The sequence below is a fragment of the Viridibacillus sp. FSL R5-0888 genome (assembly GCF_038009105.1).
Classification (GTDB): Bacteria; Bacillota; Bacilli; order Bacillales_A; family Planococcaceae; genus Viridibacillus; species Viridibacillus arenosi.
Map to the genome: position 1 here is coordinate 2,335,539 of NZ_JBBPAU010000001.1, position 16,552 is coordinate 2,352,090.

16 protein-coding genes are annotated in these 16,552 nt (G+C 33.7%); 4 read left to right on the forward strand and 12 right to left on the reverse strand.

Features of this window, described 5'->3' with window-relative positions; all coding sequences use genetic code 11:
• Positions 1-31 precede the first annotated feature (31 nt).
• From MKY02_RS11590 to MKY02_RS11615, 6 genes are all read right to left on the reverse strand, one after another.
• Positions 32-1,165 (reverse strand): acetylornithine transaminase, encoded by a 1,134-nt coding sequence (locus MKY02_RS11590; protein ID WP_340711216.1) that lies wholly within the window; start codon positions 1,163-1,165, stop codon positions 32-34.
• Positions 1,162-1,941: an acetylglutamate kinase gene (argB, locus tag MKY02_RS11595; RefSeq protein ID WP_340711217.1), complete on the reverse strand. Its 780-nt coding sequence runs from the start codon at positions 1,939-1,941 to the stop codon at positions 1,162-1,164. Before argB ends, MKY02_RS11590 begins: the two co-directional genes overlap by 4 nt.
• A complete protein-coding gene (gene argJ, locus MKY02_RS11600) occupies positions 1,904-3,130 on the reverse strand; it encodes a bifunctional glutamate N-acetyltransferase/amino-acid acetyltransferase ArgJ (protein WP_340709039.1) in 1,227 nt (408 codons plus the stop codon). The genes argB and argJ overlap by 38 nt, the downstream gene beginning before the upstream one ends.
• Before the next feature lie 15 nt (positions 3,131-3,145).
• On the reverse strand, positions 3,146-4,180 hold the full coding sequence (argC, locus tag MKY02_RS11605; RefSeq protein WP_340711218.1) for an N-acetyl-gamma-glutamyl-phosphate reductase: 1,035 nt from the start codon (positions 4,178-4,180) through the stop codon (positions 3,146-3,148).
• Between the two features lie 350 nt (positions 4,181-4,530).
• Complete coding sequence (locus MKY02_RS11610) at positions 4,531-5,736, reverse strand: AI-2E family transporter (RefSeq protein WP_038181445.1); 1,206 nt, start codon at positions 5,734-5,736, stop codon at positions 4,531-4,533.
• A gap of 84 nt (positions 5,737-5,820) precedes the next feature.
• Positions 5,821-6,765 carry an LCP family protein gene (locus MKY02_RS11615; protein ID WP_038181443.1) on the reverse strand — a complete coding sequence of 315 codons (945 nt, stop codon included), beginning with the start codon at positions 6,763-6,765 and terminating at the stop codon, positions 5,821-5,823.
• A 112-nt stretch (positions 6,766-6,877) separates the two neighbouring features.
• Here MKY02_RS11615 and msrA point away from each other — a divergent pair, with 112 nt between their 5' ends.
• From msrA to MKY02_RS11635, 4 genes are all read left to right on the forward strand, one after another.
• Positions 6,878-7,405 (forward strand): peptide-methionine (S)-S-oxide reductase MsrA, encoded by a 528-nt coding sequence (gene msrA, locus MKY02_RS11620; protein ID WP_038181440.1) that lies wholly within the window; start codon positions 6,878-6,880, stop codon positions 7,403-7,405.
• A gap of 131 nt (positions 7,406-7,536) precedes the next feature.
• Positions 7,537-8,442: an AEC family transporter gene (locus MKY02_RS11625; RefSeq protein WP_038181427.1), complete on the forward strand. Its 906-nt coding sequence runs from the start codon at positions 7,537-7,539 to the stop codon at positions 8,440-8,442.
• Between the two features lie 94 nt (positions 8,443-8,536).
• Positions 8,537-9,418, forward strand: coding sequence for a DMT family transporter (locus MKY02_RS11630; protein ID WP_340711221.1), 882 nt, complete (start codon positions 8,537-8,539; stop codon positions 9,416-9,418).
• Positions 9,419-9,499: 81 nt separating this feature from the next.
• Positions 9,500-10,249: a class I SAM-dependent methyltransferase gene (locus MKY02_RS11635; RefSeq protein ID WP_340711223.1), complete on the forward strand. Its 750-nt coding sequence runs from the start codon at positions 9,500-9,502 to the stop codon at positions 10,247-10,249.
• 226 nt (positions 10,250-10,475) lie between these two features.
• On the opposite strand, the gene MKY02_RS11640 is transcribed toward MKY02_RS11635, so the two are convergent.
• From MKY02_RS11640 to MKY02_RS11665, 6 genes are all read right to left on the reverse strand, one after another.
• The gene (locus MKY02_RS11640) at positions 10,476-10,778 is read right to left on the reverse strand and encodes a DUF3784 domain-containing protein (protein WP_038181418.1); all 303 of its coding nucleotides are present in this window, start codon (positions 10,776-10,778) and stop codon (positions 10,476-10,478) included.
• Positions 10,779-11,058: 280 nt separating this feature from the next.
• Positions 11,059-12,153: a GerAB/ArcD/ProY family transporter gene (locus tag MKY02_RS11645; RefSeq protein ID WP_340711224.1), complete on the reverse strand. Its 1,095-nt coding sequence runs from the start codon at positions 12,151-12,153 to the stop codon at positions 11,059-11,061.
• 36 nt (positions 12,154-12,189) lie between these two features.
• A complete protein-coding gene (locus MKY02_RS11650) occupies positions 12,190-12,423 on the reverse strand; it encodes a hypothetical protein (protein WP_340711226.1) in 234 nt (77 codons plus the stop codon).
• A gap of 6 nt (positions 12,424-12,429) precedes the next feature.
• Entirely contained in the window at positions 12,430-13,638 is a 1,209-nt protein-coding gene (locus tag MKY02_RS11655) for a Ger(x)C family spore germination protein (RefSeq protein WP_340711228.1), read from the reverse strand.
• Positions 13,628-15,262 (reverse strand): spore germination protein, encoded by a 1,635-nt coding sequence (locus MKY02_RS11660; protein WP_081730040.1) that lies wholly within the window; start codon positions 15,260-15,262, stop codon positions 13,628-13,630. Before MKY02_RS11660 ends, MKY02_RS11655 begins: the two co-directional genes overlap by 11 nt.
• Positions 15,263-15,901: 639 nt before the next feature.
• Positions 15,902-16,381 carry a peptide ABC transporter substrate-binding protein gene (locus MKY02_RS11665; protein WP_340711230.1) on the reverse strand — a complete coding sequence of 160 codons (480 nt, stop codon included), beginning with the start codon at positions 16,379-16,381 and terminating at the stop codon, positions 15,902-15,904.
• Between the last annotated feature and the right edge of the window lie 171 nt (positions 16,382-16,552).

The window sequence follows — 16,552 nt, forward strand, 5'->3', positions numbered from 1 at the left end:
GCGATTCTCTGAACGCATTAATTCAAACTTATTAATCGTTAATAATATCTGCTAAGATTGCGATGGCTGCATCGATTTCTTCATGTGTTACTGTAAGAGGTGGCAGTAAACGAATGACTTCTTCACCTGCACCAACTAATAGTAAGCCTGCATCTTCAGCTTTTGTAATAAAAGGTGCTACAGCTTTGCCGCAGTCTACACCTAGCAGTAAGCCCATTCCTTTTACTGTAAACTTCTCAGCTGGTAGAGTTTTTTCTAATTGCTTTGTGAAATACTCTGATTTTTTAAGTACTTCCCCTAAAAACGACTCTTCAAACACATGATTAAGAACTGTTTGCGCAACGGCTACTGCTAGTGGGTTCCCCCCAAATGTTGTACCGTGTGTCCCCGGGCTGAATGTGTCATACATTTCAGATGTTCCAAGCATTGCACCGATTGGGAAGCCACCACCGAGTCCTTTAGCTAGGGTTAAAATATCTGGTTTCAATGCAGTTTGTTCATAAGCATAACGTGTACCTGTGCGAGAGATACCTGTTTGTACTTCATCAATAATGAGTAAGATTCCTTGTTCTTTACAGATTTTAGTAATGGCTTCACCAAATTCTTCGGAAACAGAATTGACGCCACCTTCGCCTTGCACGACTTCTAGCATAATAGCTGCTACTTCATCATTTACTTCTGCTTCTAGAGCTTTCACATCGTTAAATGGAACATGGATGAATTTATTTACTAAAGGACCAAAGCCTTGTTGCACTTTTGCTTGACCTGTAGCTGACATTGCACCGAATGTTCTTCCATGAAATGAATTTTCAAAAGTGATGATTGTATGTTTACCCGTATGCTTACGAGCAAGTTTGATTGCTGCTTCATTTGCTTCAGCCCCACTATTACAAAAAAATCCATGTGCCAGATGAGTATCTTTCAGAAGAGTGGCTGCTAATTGCTCTTGTTCTGGACTTTCAAATAAATTAGAAATATGCCATAATTTTTCACTTTGCAGTTTAATGGCCTCTACTAAAATAGGATTTGCATGACCTAGACTTAGTACTGCAATGCCACTAGTAAAATCCAAATACTCTTTTCCTGCTTCATCATATACTTTCGTTCCTAGCCCTTTTACTAAATGAACTGGACGTCTGCTATAGTTCCCAAATAATGCACTCATGCGAAAACTTCCTTTCTTTGGATCGTTGTACCGACTAATTTTGAACCAACGATTTGAACAGTTGGTATACCTTCATTTAAACAATCAACGGCAGCTTGAACTTTTGGAATCATGCCTCCATATATATCGCCAGAATTAATCCATTCTTTGATCTGTTCTGGATTTACACTGATTTGAACTTCTTCCTCAATTTTCATCCCTGGTGTATCCGTCACGAGTAAAAGGCTATCAGCATTCATTGATAAAGCCACTTTACTAGCAACTGTATCACCATTAATATTCAGAGGTATCCCATCAGATGTCGCTCCAAAACAAGAAACTACTGGAATGATTTTTTCAGCAAGTAAAGTTTTTAGAAGTTCCGTATTTACTGCTTCGATATTTCCTACGTAACCATATTCTTTTTCGTCTAAGAACGAACAGTTAAATAAACTTCCATCATAACCACTTAGCCCTAACGCTTTAATACCTGCAACATTCAATTGATGCGTTAATGCTGGATTTACTTTACCAATTAATGTTGATTGTACAATTTCAACAGCTTTACTTGATGTCACTCGAATACCATTTTTAGTAGTAGTTTCAACATTAGCGCTTTTTAATGCTTGATTAATAGCAGGTCCACCGCCATGAACGATAATAATATCTATGCCAGCTTGTTGCATCTTTTTAAAGTTTTCTAAAAATTCAGCATTTAAACCTTTTAACATACTACCACCTAGTTTAATAACAATCGTTTTATGATCTGTATGTTGCATTGATTTGTACGTAGTCATATGTTAAATCACATCCCCAAGCAGTACCATAGCCTACACCTTGATTTAAGGATACTGCGATTTTCACTTCATTTTGTTTCAAATAGACAATAAGTTCTTCTTCAGAAAATGGTACTGGTTCACCTTTTTCAACAACTGTAGTTGAACCAATTTGAATTTTCACATCGGTCGGGTCAACTGTTCCACCACTGTATCCTACAGCACAAATAATTCGTCCCCAGTTTGCATCACAACCAAAAATCGCTGTTTTCACTAAAGGTGAACCTACAACTGTTTTCGCAATTTTACGTGCCTCTTCATCAGTTACAGCACCTTCAACTTTAACTTCGATTAATTTAGTTGCACCTTCACCGTCTTTTGCGATCATTTTTGAGAGGTCTTGAGATACAGCATGGAAAGCGGCTTTAAAAGTCTCCCATTCTGGATGTGCTGGCGTTAATGTGGCATTGCCTGCTAATCCGTTAGCTAAAACTAAAACGGTATCATTTGTAGATGTATCGCCATCTACCGTTATCGCATTAAAAGTCACATCAGTTACTTCTTTTAATAGTTGTTGCAGTGCTTGTTGATCGATATCTGCATCAGTTGTAACATAGGCAAGCATTGTAGCCATATTAGGTTCAATCATACCTGATCCTTTTGCCACACCCGCGATGACAACTTCTTTATCGTCTATAACTACGCTATATGCTGTATTTTTAGTGACCGTATCAGTAGTTAGTATTGCTTGTGCGAAATCAATTGCTCCTTCTAACGTTGCATTTGGTGTAATTTCAGCAATTCCTTTTGCAATCGGCTCCATGTTCATGATTTCTCCGATTACGCCTGTCGATGAAACCCCAACAAGTTCTTTCGCAATCCCTAATTTTTCCGCTGTTAATTGTTGCATTGTTTCAGCATCTTTATAGCCTTGAGTTCCTGTACACGCATTTGCATTACCAGAGTTGACAATAAGTGCTTGCATTTTTCCGTATTCTTTCACAACCTGCTTTGTCAGTACAAGAGGGGCTGCTTTAATAACGTTTGTTGTAAAAACACCAGCTACATTTGCAGGTACTTTACTTACTAAAATCGCTAAATCTTTTTTCTTATGTTTTACGCCGCAATGTATACCTGTTGCAGTAAACCCTTTAGGTGAAACGATATTTTTACTCGAAATTCTTTTTAAACTCTCAAATGTTGTTGTCATATAAACACTCCCTTTTTAAATGTATAATGGCACTTGCATAAGGCCGGTTGTTTCATCAAAACCAAATTGTATGTTCATATTTTGAATGGCTTGACCGGCTGCTCCTTTAACTAAATTATCAATAACCGCAATAATCGTAGCTCTACCAGTCCTAGAATCTACTTTCACATGGATATCACAGAAATTAGAACCATAAACTTGGTTCGTTCCAAATTTTGCTGTCTCTTTTATTATTCGAACAAAAGGATTACTTTGATATTGTTTAACTAAACAGTAATATAGTTGTTCTTCTGTTGTGCATGGAGTAATCTGCGCATAGCTTGTTGCCAGAATCCCTCGCGTCATCGGTACTAATGTTGTTGTAAATGTAATTGGTGTATCACTATTTGCGAACATTTTCATAGCTTGTTCAATTTCAGGAATATGTTGGTGTTCATGTATTTTATAGATGGCTGTATTTTCATTTGTTTCACTGAAGTGAGTCATCATACTAGGCTTATTACCCGCCCCTGAGATTCCACTTTTGGCATCAATGACTAAACCATTTGCATAAATTAAATCTTCTTTTAACAAAGGTAATAGAGAAAGTAAAACTGCCGTTGGATAACAACCTGGATTGGCAATAAGTTTTGCATCTTGAATGGCTTCTTTGTTCCATTCACTCAAACCATATACGCTTTGTTCTACTGCATCACTAGGAGCTGACTCTTTTTTGTACCATTTTTCATAATCTTCTAAATTTTTTAGTCGGAAATCACCTGATAAATCTATGAATTTCGTTGAGCTATTTAATAGAGGTGGTAGAAGCTTGCTTGAAACCCCAGAAGGAGTACTTGTAAATACAACATCTAATTCAGCTAATGTATCTTCATCAATTTTCTCTAATGGTTGATCATATAGTTTTTTTAAATGACCAAATTTTTGTGAAAAAATGGCTCCTTCATCAGAAGAAGTGAATAATTTAATTTTTTCGACTTCATTATGATTATGTAATAATCTTATTAGTTCTAACCCGCCATATCCTGTTGCACCAATAATTCCGACCTTCAACTGAATCACCTCACGTGTCTGTTACAAACTATTATAAGTATGTATAAATATAAAGTCAATTGTATTTTTATTTATATTTCATTCTATTGAAAATGTACACGCTTCCATCATTGATACAAAAACATTTGATATTGTAAAAATATTTCTTCAAAAGGGATTTTTCATAACAAATTGTATTATCATGCATAAAAAAACAGCAAATCCTTCAGTTTAAATTGAAAGAATAGCTGTTTTTCTTTATAAAATTGCATATAACCGTATTTAGATTTATTGAATTGACAAAAAACTGTTCAACTAATCATACATTTTTCCTTTCCTTAACAAAAAAAATCGGTAGCAAATGCTACCGATTATTCGTCTTTCCAGTTCTCCACTTCATATTCCATAGTAGGATCTGGTTCTTGGCGATTATAGCGTTTCTTATATAAATAGAATAAGTGTGTTACTAACACTTTGAGAACTGCGTAACCTGGTATACCTAGAACAACACCTGGTACACCGAATAACGAACCTGCAGTTAGTAATACAAATATGATGGTAATAGGGTGGACATGTAACGATTTCCCCATAACTTGTGGTGAAATAAATTTCCCTTCCACTAATTGCACGATAGTCCATACCACTGCCAGTTTGACCAACATAATTGGCGACGTTACGATAGCGATAATCGCAGCAGGTGTTATGGCAATAATAGGTCCTAAATAAGGCACAACACTTGTAACCATCGCTAAAAAACCTAGCACGATAGCATAATCCATATCGATAATTAAGAAACCAATTGTGATCATGACACCGATACAAAATGCAACAATAATTTGCCCTTGAATATATGAGCTAATTTGGCGATCAGCTTTATGGAAAAGGTGAGCCGCGTCATCTCTCATACGAGGAGGAAGCATTTTCAAAATAAATTTTGGAAGTTTTTCTCCATCTTTTAATAAGTAGAATAAGATGAATGGGACAGTTACGATTGCTAAAAGAATTCCCGTTAGAGTGGAAATAAAGCCTGTAATACCTGTCGCAATACCGCTTCCTAGTTTACCCGCTGTATCTTTAACTGTATCACTTAAATCTTTCGTTATATCTGACATTACTTGATCTAAATCAAAATTGTATTTAGACAAGAAGGAATTGAAAGTCGATCCTTGTACGAAAGATTGCGTTTTATGAAGCATTTCCATAAAGTATTGTGGGAATTCATTGATTAAATTCGTAAACTGCCCTTTTAGGAATGGGAATACTAGAATAACTAACAAAGTAATTATTCCGGCTAGCCCAAGGTAAATAATCAAAATCCCCCATACTCTCGGAATTTTCCAATTCTCAAGTATACGCAGAATAGGTCTTAATAAATAATAAGCAATTGCGGCTAAAATAACCGGGAGTACTACTGTTTGTAAAAAAACAATAATGGGATAGAAAATAAATGATACTTTATCATAGATGAAAATAATACAACCTAAAATTAATAAGGTTAATAATCCAAAAAGTAAATTTCTACCTCCTAAGAAACGAATAAATCTCGTTGAAAAAAATGATGGTTTTTCTGGTTCCATCCAATCCCCCCTTTTGACAAAAAGTGCTATATGATTAGTTTACAGGATGCATTCGTTTTGCGCTAATAATATTATACCCCTATATTACTGTTCAAAATCAAGAAATTCCTCTAAAGCTTTATTATTTAATGCACGATCAATTTCAATAACAGATCCTGCATGAGGATAATTGGCAAATGAATAGCCATGTTCAACCGGAATAGTTAGTTTTTCGATATTAAGGTCCCCACCTTTTATGATTGATGTCATAAATGATAATTCATCTTTAGTTGTCATATCAGTTTGAACATAACCTTGAAGCGCACCTAATAATTTAGGGAAGTTTTTATAATTTCCAGGTGATACAACTTCTTTTTTCAATGCCTCTAGAGCCTTTTGTTGACGATCTACACGCCCAAAGTCACCCTTTTCATCCGAACGGAACCGAGCAAAGCCTAATAATTCTTTACCATTCAACTGATGTGTTCCTTTTTTCAATTTAACTCCGATGTTTTTCGACATATCTTTGTCGACATTTACTTCTACCCCATTTGGTGCAAGAATATCTACCATTGATTCAAAGCTTTTAAAGTCAATTAATGCATAGTGATTAATTTCAACATCGAACATATTACTAATTGTATCTTTCAATAATTGAACACCATCTAAATAATAAGCTGTATTCAACTTATATGATTGATAGCCAGGGATTTCTGCATAAATATCTCGCATGAATGATACCATTTTAATGTCATTTGTGTCTTTGTTCCATGAAACAAGAATCATAGAGTCTGTTCGCGATTTTGCCTCTCCGCGAGAATCGACACCTAAAAGTAAAATATTATCTATATTTTTTGATGAAGCCTCATCACCAATAAAGTCTTCTTTTATATGTTCTTGCCCTTTCGCAAGTTCTAATCCTGCTTTATATTCAGTGTATGCATATACTCCTACCCCTACTAATAGAAGTAGTAGAAAAGTAAAGAACACACGTCCTTTTCGAAGTTTGCGTCTTTTTTTGCGCACTCGCGTTTGTTGATTTTCTTGCATGATGTATGCTCCTTTCAAGTGGGTATGTTTTTCTAGTAGTCAATGTTGTAAACTATAAGATGTACAAGATGGCACGTATTAATGACGTCTTTATACTAATGGAGGTTACAACATGGAACAAATTACAAATAAGGCTACATTTGCTGGTGGATGTTTTTGGTGCATGGTCAAGCCATTTGTCGAATATGACGGAATACATAAAGTAACTTCAGGATACATGGGTGGACATATAGAAAATCCAACATATGAAGACGTAAAAGCAGGTCAATCAGGTCACTTAGAAGTCGTTCAGATTGAATTTGATCCAGCGCTCTTTTCATACGAAAAATTACTCGAAATCTATTGGCCACAAGTCGACCCTACAGATGACGGAGGTCAATTCCAGGACCGTGGTGAATCTTATAAAGCTGCCATTTTCTATCATGATTCATTGCAACAACAATTAGCCGAAGCTTCCAAACAAGCGTTAGTTGAAAGTGGTCGTTTTAAAAAGCCAATCGTTACTGAGATTCGAGAAGCAAGTATATTCTATCCTGCTGAAGATTACCATCAGGATTATTACAAAAAAAGTGCCAAACACTATAAAGAAGACCGTGCAAAATCCGGTCGCGATGAATTTATCAATACAAATTGGAAGTAACAATAGTTAACACGTAGGTTAGTTACTACGTGTTTTTCTTTGAAAAATAAACTTTTTTTAAAATAGTATTGTCTATATTTTTTAAAGTGGAATAATAAGAAATATCTAATAAATCTAACGGAGATGATTATTTGTCATTATTTCTTATTATTTTACCGGTTCTAATAGTGTTTTCAATAGGTTTTATCGGACAAAAATGTATAGGCTTTGATATAAAATCAATTTCTACAGCAGCCCTATACTTAATGTCACCATTCCTCGCTTTTCGGACATTTTATACGACACCTTTAACTAAAGACTATTTATACATAGCGATTTTCGCAATTTTGTTAACGGTTGTACTGTTTCTCATTACTTGGGCTATGTCCGCTATATTTAAGGCTTCTCGATCAGAATTTTCTGCAATGATCCTCGGAGCCGTGTTCATGAATAGTGGCAATTACGGAGCACCCGTTGTGTTATTTGCTTTAGGTGCTGCAGGTTTTGATATAGCCGTAATTATAATGGTACTTCATTCACTTCTAATGAATAGTTTAGGCATTTTCTTTGCTTCAATTGGCGGATCACAAAAAGCAACAATACAACAATCCATTCAAAAAGTTTTGCGCATGCCTTTAATCTACGCAGCACTAGCGGGTATTACTTTAGAATTTTACCATATTCCTATTCCTAAAACAGTAATGGATGGTGTTAGTTTAGTAGCTGAAGCTTCTATTCCAACAGTTATGCTCGTTTTAGGGATGCAGTTAGCTGCTATTTCTGCTAAAAAGGTAGATTATCGCTTAGTTTCAGTTGTATCTATTATCCGTATAGTTTTATCACCGATTCTAGCAGCAGTTATCTTAACTTTTATGCCCCTCAGTTCTCTAATTAAAACCGTTTTGATCATCCAATCTGCTATGCCCGCTGCTGCAAATACAACGATGATAGCACTACAGTTTGATACAGAACCTGATTTAGTATCCTTTACTACATTTGTAACTACAATTATTAGTATCGTATCAATACCGGTTGTACTTTATTTCTTAGGTATTTAAGCCTTGATTTTCTGATATATTCAAATATTATTGGAGATTAAATTAGTATGTCGAAAAAATGGATGCTATATATTTTAAAAGTGAGGTCCTTTATATGAATAGAATCCCAGCGTTTGTATCGCTACTTTTAGCAACTATTCTTTGGGGCGGCAATTTTGTCATTGGAAGTGCAGTTGCCAATGATTTACCACCATTCACACTTGCATTTCTACGTTGGTGTACGGCTTTTATCGTCTTTTTACCGATAGCCTATGTTGCTTTAAAACGAGATTTCAAAGAGATACTGAAGCATTGGCGAATTGTTTTTATTCTTGGTTTTACTGGGGTCGCTAGTTTCAACACACTCGTATACATAGCTCTACACTACACAACTTCGATTAATGCATCATTGATGAATATGTTAACACTCGTTGTCATTTACATATTATCTTTTATATTTTTAAAGGAACGTTTAACGAAAAATCAATTGATTGGTACAGCCATTTCTTTTATCGGTGTTTTATGTATCATTTCAAACGGTTCAGTAGAAACTTTACGCCATTTTTCCTTTAATAAAGGGGATATAATCGTTATTGCTGCTGTAGTTTTATGGAGTATCTATTCTTTATTAGTAAAACAATATGCAAAGCAATTACCTGGAAATTCAACATTTCTTGTTTCAATATTCGTAGGTATCATTATGTTACTACCCTTTTTCCTATATGAATCTGTTCAAACAACGACTGTGATCCATTGGTCTGGAACAGCATTTTTCGCTATTATTTATACAGGTATATTTGCATCGATTATTGCATTTATTTCCTGGAATACTGGTGTAGTGCGTATTGGAGCCAATAAAGCCGGATTATATTTAAATTTCATACCTGTGTTTGCTTCGATTTTCGCAGTACTCTTTATTGGTGAATCCCTTACTTTATCACAAGTAATCGGAGGATTATGCGTAATTGCTGGTGTATATTGTTCAGGTAGAAAATAGTATAGCGAAAATCTTCAAATAATTTGATTTACAACACAATAATCCATATTCTATTTATATAGATAGGAGTTTAGATATAACATGACCAAACAAAATAAATATGATGAAACAAATTTCTTTTCTGCTTATGAACAAATGCCTCGCTCAGTCGAAGGTCTTGAAGCTGCAGGTGAATGGCATATATTAAAAACACTACTACCAAAACTAAAAAATAAGCGCGTACTTGATCTTGGATGCGGTTTTGGCTGGCATTGTCGATTTGCTCGTGAGCAACAAGCCAGTTCTGTAATTGGCGTTGATTTATCGAAAAAAATGTTGGAAAAAGCGCGTGAAAAAACAGATGACTCTGGCATAACCTATATTCAAGAATCGATTGAAGATATTCAAATTTCAGATGCACAATTTGATGTAGTCATAAGCTCTCTCGCTTTACACTATATTCAGTCGTTCGATACAATTTGCAAGAAAGTCTATGATTACTTAGATGATGGTGGGTCATTTGTCTTCTCTGTTGAACATCCAATCTTTACTTCTAGAAGTGAACAAGATTGGTATAACGATGAAAAAGGCAATCGTTTACACTGGCCAGTAGACAATTATCATTTTGAAGGATTACGTGAAACGTCCTTTTTAAATGAAAGCGTTCAAAAATATCACCGTACGATTTCTACTTATATCAATGATTTGATTAACGCAGGTTTTAGTATTAGTGCAGTCAAAGAATCTACACCTTCTGAAGAAATGTTAAAGAATATACCTGAAATGCACGATGAAAACCGTCGACCAATGTTTTTAATGATTGCTGCAAATAAAGGTGTCTCTAAAAATTAATAATAATCTCTAACAAAAAGCGTTCCTACTTAATGTAGAAGCGCTTTTTGTTAATCCAATATCCCTTCAGATCTATTGATTTACATATCGCCATACTTTCCCTGTAACATTTCCCGTAATAATGCGAATTTAAACCATCTAATTATGAATCGATTACACTTGTAGTAGTAGGCTTTTCACAAATTAAAATCCGCTCATTCCTAGGAACAAGCGGATTATATCCAACTTATTGATGTTGCTTTCTTGTATAAAGAACCAAAATGATTAACAACAACAGCATGATGAATGAAATTAAGTTTAAAAATATATGCCCAAAATATTTTAAAAAAGGGGTAATAAAAAGTAAACATGCAAAGGCTATACAGAATAAGCCGTTGTTTTTTGCGAATTTTGATTTATTGCCTTTGAATTTTTGACCATTATATCCTGCAACTAATTCAACATCTTCTTTTTTATAGATAAATAACCCTAAGGCTAAAAAGCAGAGACTGATCAAACTTGTAATCAATATGTCGATTAAAGTAGCCAAGTTTACTCCTCCTTAGTGCTTATTTTATTTCATTTAATAAAATCTATGCATGGAAGATGTCTTGCTTTAATAATTATATCCTCTAAAAGTTAATGTTATTTAATTGTTTTGTAAATTTTCATTCATTTTATATAAAATTTATTAAGGGTATCCTTGGAAAGTAGCTTATATTCAGTGATTATATCTAATTAGGACTGATTCTTATTCATCGAATTTGAATGAGCAACTAGTATATTTTCACAAAATATTTACAAAAAAACACTTTAAGTGGATAAGGTTTTTACTCACTTTTTATTTTTCTAATTTTAGCAACAATTAATAACACTAAAGGTAGTAATAAAGCAAATGTAGCTGAATATGGTATCCAGATTTCCTTATTAAACTTTAGTTGATGGACTACATCAGTATGAATCGTTTGAGAAAGAGCAACCATACTTAATCCTAAAGGTAATATTAGAGATCTATAATTCTTTAACTTGAGTAACTGTGCCGTTCCTACAACTGTCACATGAAAATAAAAATAGATTCTAACATACAGTGTAATAATCCATAAGAGAGCCATAGTGATTTCAATACGTTGAATAAAATTCCCTATAGAAATCCTTTGTGCCATTGCATAGCTAGGGAAAACTCGGTGAGCCGTATCAGTAGGACCAAGAACTAAGACACATAAAGTAATCAAGATTATTAAAATACCCCCCCCAGCTATAGCACCTATATAAAACCCTTTTGTTCCAGATTTAGGAACATTAATAGCAACAGGGAATATCATTAACAATACGACCAATGGAAATGCAAATTCACTAATAAAAATCAAAATACCGTTGATTAATGGTTTAGGATTCGAATTTAAAACCGGCTCTAAATGTTTTATATCTACTTGTGGAGAAATAAAAACCACTAAGAATATAAACAGTAAAAAAAATATTGGAAAGAGTATTTCCGAAGATCGTGCAAATGTTTCTATTCCTAAATAAGTACCAAACATAATCACAATCATGAATAACCCACCAAATGCTACGATAGGTGTTTCAGGCATAACTTCAGTACGCATGAAATCGCCTAAAAAATATAGAAGTCCAGTCCCAGAGAGATACGTAAATATTAGAAACAAAATTACAATAATCTTACCAACATATTTTCCAAGAACTTTTTCAATCAATTGAACTAAAGATAATTTAGGAGAAATATTTCCAACAGTGATATAAAATTTCACTAGTAATAAACCGACCAATACTCCTAATACAGCTGCAACCCATGCATCTTGCTTCACAACTTGTGTTAAGCTTGCAGGTACAATTAAAATAGCTGCTCCTACAGAATAAAGCATTACAATTATCGTGAATTGTCTTACACTAATAATCTCTTTTCCCATAGCTTATTTCCTCTTTTACTGTTAAATTATGCCGCTTTATTTAAGTGCCATCGTAATAAATTCTCCCATTGGTTTAAAGATTACAATGATTAAATCAAAAGGATTTGGTACTTTTACTTTTAAAGCTACAGCTATACATAAAGTAGTACTGATGATTAGTAATATTGAAAAGGTCCAAATTTCTTTTTTTTCACCATTCTGCTTTAGTTTTGGTAATTGAAATAACAAGATGGCAGTAAAGAGGATTAAAATCCCAATTGTTTTAAACATTCTCCATTACTCCTTTGTTTCATATAGCGGTGAATTTCTCAAAGTCCCAAATCCTTTTGTCTTAATTTTCACTTTCACATTTATTTTTGCTTTAGGAAAAAACTCTTCTTCCCATTGACCTTTTATCTTTTCCCATTCTTTTGGGTGAGAACGATACATCGTTTCCCCAAAGCCTACTACATCAACTTGATATTTGTTTTGTAATTTCTCAATTAAGCTTTTTATTCTCTTTTCAATCTGTTTGCTTTCTTTTTCATTAATTTGCTTTAATGTATTGGAATCTGTTAAGTCGATTTGACATTCCACTTCTCCAATATTTTGTTCAACATTAATATTGACATCAAATTCAGGAATATCGTTTATTAATTTTACTTTTATTTCTGTTTTAGAATTAATAACTTCTGTTGCAACATTCCCGTCATTTTTTGGACATGAGACACTTTCTATCGTACTTTCTATTTCATCTCTTAAGTAATTATAACTTTTACTTTCTTCTTCATTTAAAATACCAACTAACTTATCCTCTTTAAAAATTGATAAACCACTGTACTTCAATAATGCAGGAGTATTAACAATTTCCATATTAGTTTGCTCATTCCCGATTTGTTGGTCCCCGATTATTTCTACGGTTGATAATGCAGCACTTTTAATTTCGCTACTTAGATGGTTGATTAATTGATCTAAACGCATCTTTGATGTTATACCAATTTTTTTCTGAGAAACCTCTAATGAAGAAAACAATTTATTGGCTGGAATCTTTTCTAAAGGCGTTAAAATATTCAAGACTTCTCTTGCAGTAGATTTACTTGAAACAACAATATAAAAATTATTCCGTACTTCATGATCCCTCGCTAGGAGGTCAAGCGTCGGTTTAATCCCATCAGTTGCCATCCCCTCACCGATTACCATCATTTGAAGATGAGATAAATAGATTGCCCTTGAAGATATTAACGTCATTTTTCTTATTGCTTCAAAAATTGTTTTACCCTGTGTTGTATATGTTACTACTGCTGTTCTACTACTTGATTGTTTAATTGAAAGTTCAGAAGGATCGACAAGTTGAACAGTAACTTCATATTGATCGTCTACTCTATCTATACCCAGCGCCACTCCAATTGCTAGTTCATTTAATTCACGTTTACTCCAACATCCTGTTAATAAAAGCGTAATTGAAAGTAGAAATAGGATAAACGTTATTTTTTTTCTAACTTTCACCTAGATCACTCCTACCCTTTTTTCGTACTAGCTTCTGTTCTCTCTTGATATTCTTTTGATTAACTAAACGTGGTCTTGTTAAAAGTGAATCACGTGAAAATAGTACAATTGCATCTTTTTGGTCAGATGGTATTAATGGTGCAAATGGTGCTGTATACGGTATACCAAAAGACCTTAAACTACAAACATGAAGAATAATTGCAAAGGCACCCATCATTACTCCGTACAAACCAAACATCGCAGCTAAAATCATTAAAGGGAATCTTAGCATACGAATTGAATTTGACATTGCATACGCTGGTGATAAAAAACTACAAATGGCTGTTATTGACACAATAATAACCATTACTGCTGAAACAATCCCAGCCTCTACTGCAGCTTGCCCAATGATTAATGTCCCTACTATGGATACTGCTGGACCGATGACTCTTGGCATTCGTAGGCCGGCTTCTCTTAATATTTCAAATGCTATTTCCATAAGGATTGCTTCGATAAATGCTGGAAATGGAACTCCTTCTCGTTGAAGTGCAATACTAATCAACATGGGAGTTGGTATCATTTCTTGATGGAAAGTGGTGATTGAAATGTACAAAGAAGGAATCATTAACGAAACAAATATTCCTCCAAATCTTAAAATACGAATTAAAGTGCTAATAATTGACCGTTGATAGTAATCTTCTGCCGCATGTAAAAAAGTTGGAAACAATGCTGGAACAATCAAAACAAATGGCGAACCATCCACTATGATTGCAACTTTTCCCTCTAACAGTGCTGCAGCAATAACATCTGGTCGCTCTGAATTATAAACGGTTGGGAACGGGGTGAATTTAGAATCTTGAATTAACTCTTCAATATAGCCGCTATCCAATATGCCGTCTATCTCAATTTGGTCTAATCTTTCAAGAACTTCTTTTACGATTTTATCGTTTGCTATTCCATTGATGTACATAATCGCAACATCTGTTTGTGTTATTTCTCCAATAACTCTTGATTTTATCCAAAGATTAGGATCTTTTATCTTACGACGAATAAGTGCTGTATTCGTACGGAGTGTTTCAGTAAATGACTCCTGAGGTCCTCGAATGACTGATTCCGTACTTGGTTGTGATATCGCTCGATCCTTTGAACTTTTTGTACTTGTAGCAATACCTTTTGTTTGACCTTCTAATAGAATGACTGTTTCACCATTTAAAACAGCACGATATACACTCTGTAGATCAGTAACATCTTCCACATCACCAACTGTTAAGCAAAAATTTTTCAGATATTGAATGATATCTTCTTCGCGTGTTTCTGGTGTCGACTCTATATCTAGCATAAGCGATTCCATGATAAAATCTGTAATTGCAGTTTTATCAGCAAGACCATCAGCATAAATAATTGCAATCCGTTGTTTATCTGTTTTTAAAATATCTACTTCTCGGATAATAATATCGTTACTGTTTCCCATTGCTTTTTTGATGATTTTCACATTCTCAGAAAGGCTTTTAAGAAGCGGATCCTTAGATTTATTCTTTTTGGATTCAGGAGAATTTGAATTATTATTCTTTGAAAAGCTCAATTTGAATTCCCCTTTCAAATGGACATTAGTATTAGAAAAAGTATGTACTTGTTTACAAGTCATTAAACAAAATTTGTTATTGAAAAAAGTTGATTAACTTAAAAACCCCACTTCTACCAATCGAAATAGGTGAGAGTGGGGTTTTATATATAAAAAATTTTATTAGATTATTACTAAACTTTTTGAATCGATAGTTCATTACCGTTGTTGTTTCCTGTTCTTATGAGGTAGAAGCTTGCCACATATCGATATTAACCCATAAGTTTTTGGCATATATATTTCCATCCATTTCATGACATATCAGTTCCCCTTTTTATTCCTTACAGAAAATTTATTTCCTTAAGGAAACTTTATTATAATATATTACCTATTTCCGTTTTGGTTCACTATTCATAGGGGAAATTTATATTTATACCTATTTCAGCACAAAGTATGTACAAATGACTATCACAGTTCTTAGTTCACTTAACAATTTCAGAAAACCTGATGAAGGGACATATTGTAAACAATGAGTTTAGTCCTGTTAATGAAGATAAATTATTCAGTGAATTTGTTATACTGGTAGAAGAATGATATTTCTTCAACAGGTTCTAGTTAGATAAAAAGCTCTCTATAATTAAAACGCAAGGTTTTTACACCCTGCGTTTTTTGAGGTTTAGCTGTCAAATTTAGTTTAAATAGCACGCTTTAAGAAAAATACTTTTAGCTCACCCAAGATTCTCTTATTTTCTTTATTCGCCAAGTTCCACCTTTGTAGTGAACTGTACTTTCTACTCCAATAGCCCCTTTTGCTGATCTGTATTTCGAACCATTAAAAAAGATATTGTTTTTTACGTTAAAATTAACTTTTTGAACTGTTAGAAGTACTCCGTCTAAGGTATCCTCATTATAATATCCTTTTTCTTTTAAATCATCGAAAGTTGCGTCCATTACTTTAACTTTATATTTATCTTCGAAATAATCTAGAATTGATTTTTTCTGTTTTTCATTTAATGCATCAAAATTACTCATATCAATAGCTATAAATTTCATATCATCATTCAATGATTTGTCTGTTTCCATAATGGCATTTAAAGCAATTGTATATATTTCACTTGCATGTTCTTTTGGATTTATGTCAGTGTTGCAGGCTATAAGTAAAAACGTCAGCATAAATAGCATTGCCTTTAGTCTATTTTTCATTTGCCTCCCCCTGATAAAAATAATTACGTATACTATTAAAAATCATTATAAAATTTAACACTTAATTCAGCAGCTACTTCTAGATAATCAACTTTGAATCATTTAGCATCTTATAGTTTTTCAAGATTGTGCTAGAAACGATTTTTTTCATAACTAATACCTCTTTATTAA

Coding starts and splice junctions, on each gene's coding strand:
- MKY02_RS11615 (WP_038181443.1), bottom strand. CDS start 6,765: ATGCAAGAAAATCAACAAACGCGAGTGCGCAAAAAAAGACGCAAACTT.
- argJ (WP_340709039.1), bottom strand. CDS start 3,130: ATGACAACAACATTTGAGAGTTTAAAAAGAATTTCGAGTAAAAATATC.
- MKY02_RS11635 (WP_340711223.1), top strand. CDS start 9,500: ATGACCAAACAAAATAAATATGATGAAACAAATTTCTTTTCTGCTTAT.
- MKY02_RS11665 (WP_340711230.1), bottom strand. CDS start 16,381: ATGAAAAATAGACTAAAGGCAATGCTATTTATGCTGACGTTTTTACTT.
- msrA (WP_038181440.1), top strand. CDS start 6,878: ATGGAACAAATTACAAATAAGGCTACATTTGCTGGTGGATGTTTTTGG.
- argB (WP_340711217.1), bottom strand. CDS start 1,941: ATGACTACGTACAAATCAATGCAACATACAGATCATAAAACGATTGTT.
- MKY02_RS11610 (WP_038181445.1), bottom strand. CDS start 5,736: ATGGAACCAGAAAAACCATCATTTTTTTCAACGAGATTTATTCGTTTC.
- MKY02_RS11630 (WP_340711221.1), top strand. CDS start 8,537: ATGAATAGAATCCCAGCGTTTGTATCGCTACTTTTAGCAACTATTCTT.
- MKY02_RS11660 (WP_081730040.1), bottom strand. CDS start 15,262: ATGACTTGTAAACAAGTACATACTTTTTCTAATACTAATGTCCATTTG.
- MKY02_RS11645 (WP_340711224.1), bottom strand. CDS start 12,153: ATGGGAAAAGAGATTATTAGTGTAAGACAATTCACGATAATTGTAATG.
- MKY02_RS11590 (WP_340711216.1), bottom strand. CDS start 1,165: ATGAGTGCATTATTTGGGAACTATAGCAGACGTCCAGTTCATTTAGTA.
- MKY02_RS11650 (WP_340711226.1), bottom strand. CDS start 12,423: ATGTTTAAAACAATTGGGATTTTAATCCTCTTTACTGCCATCTTGTTA.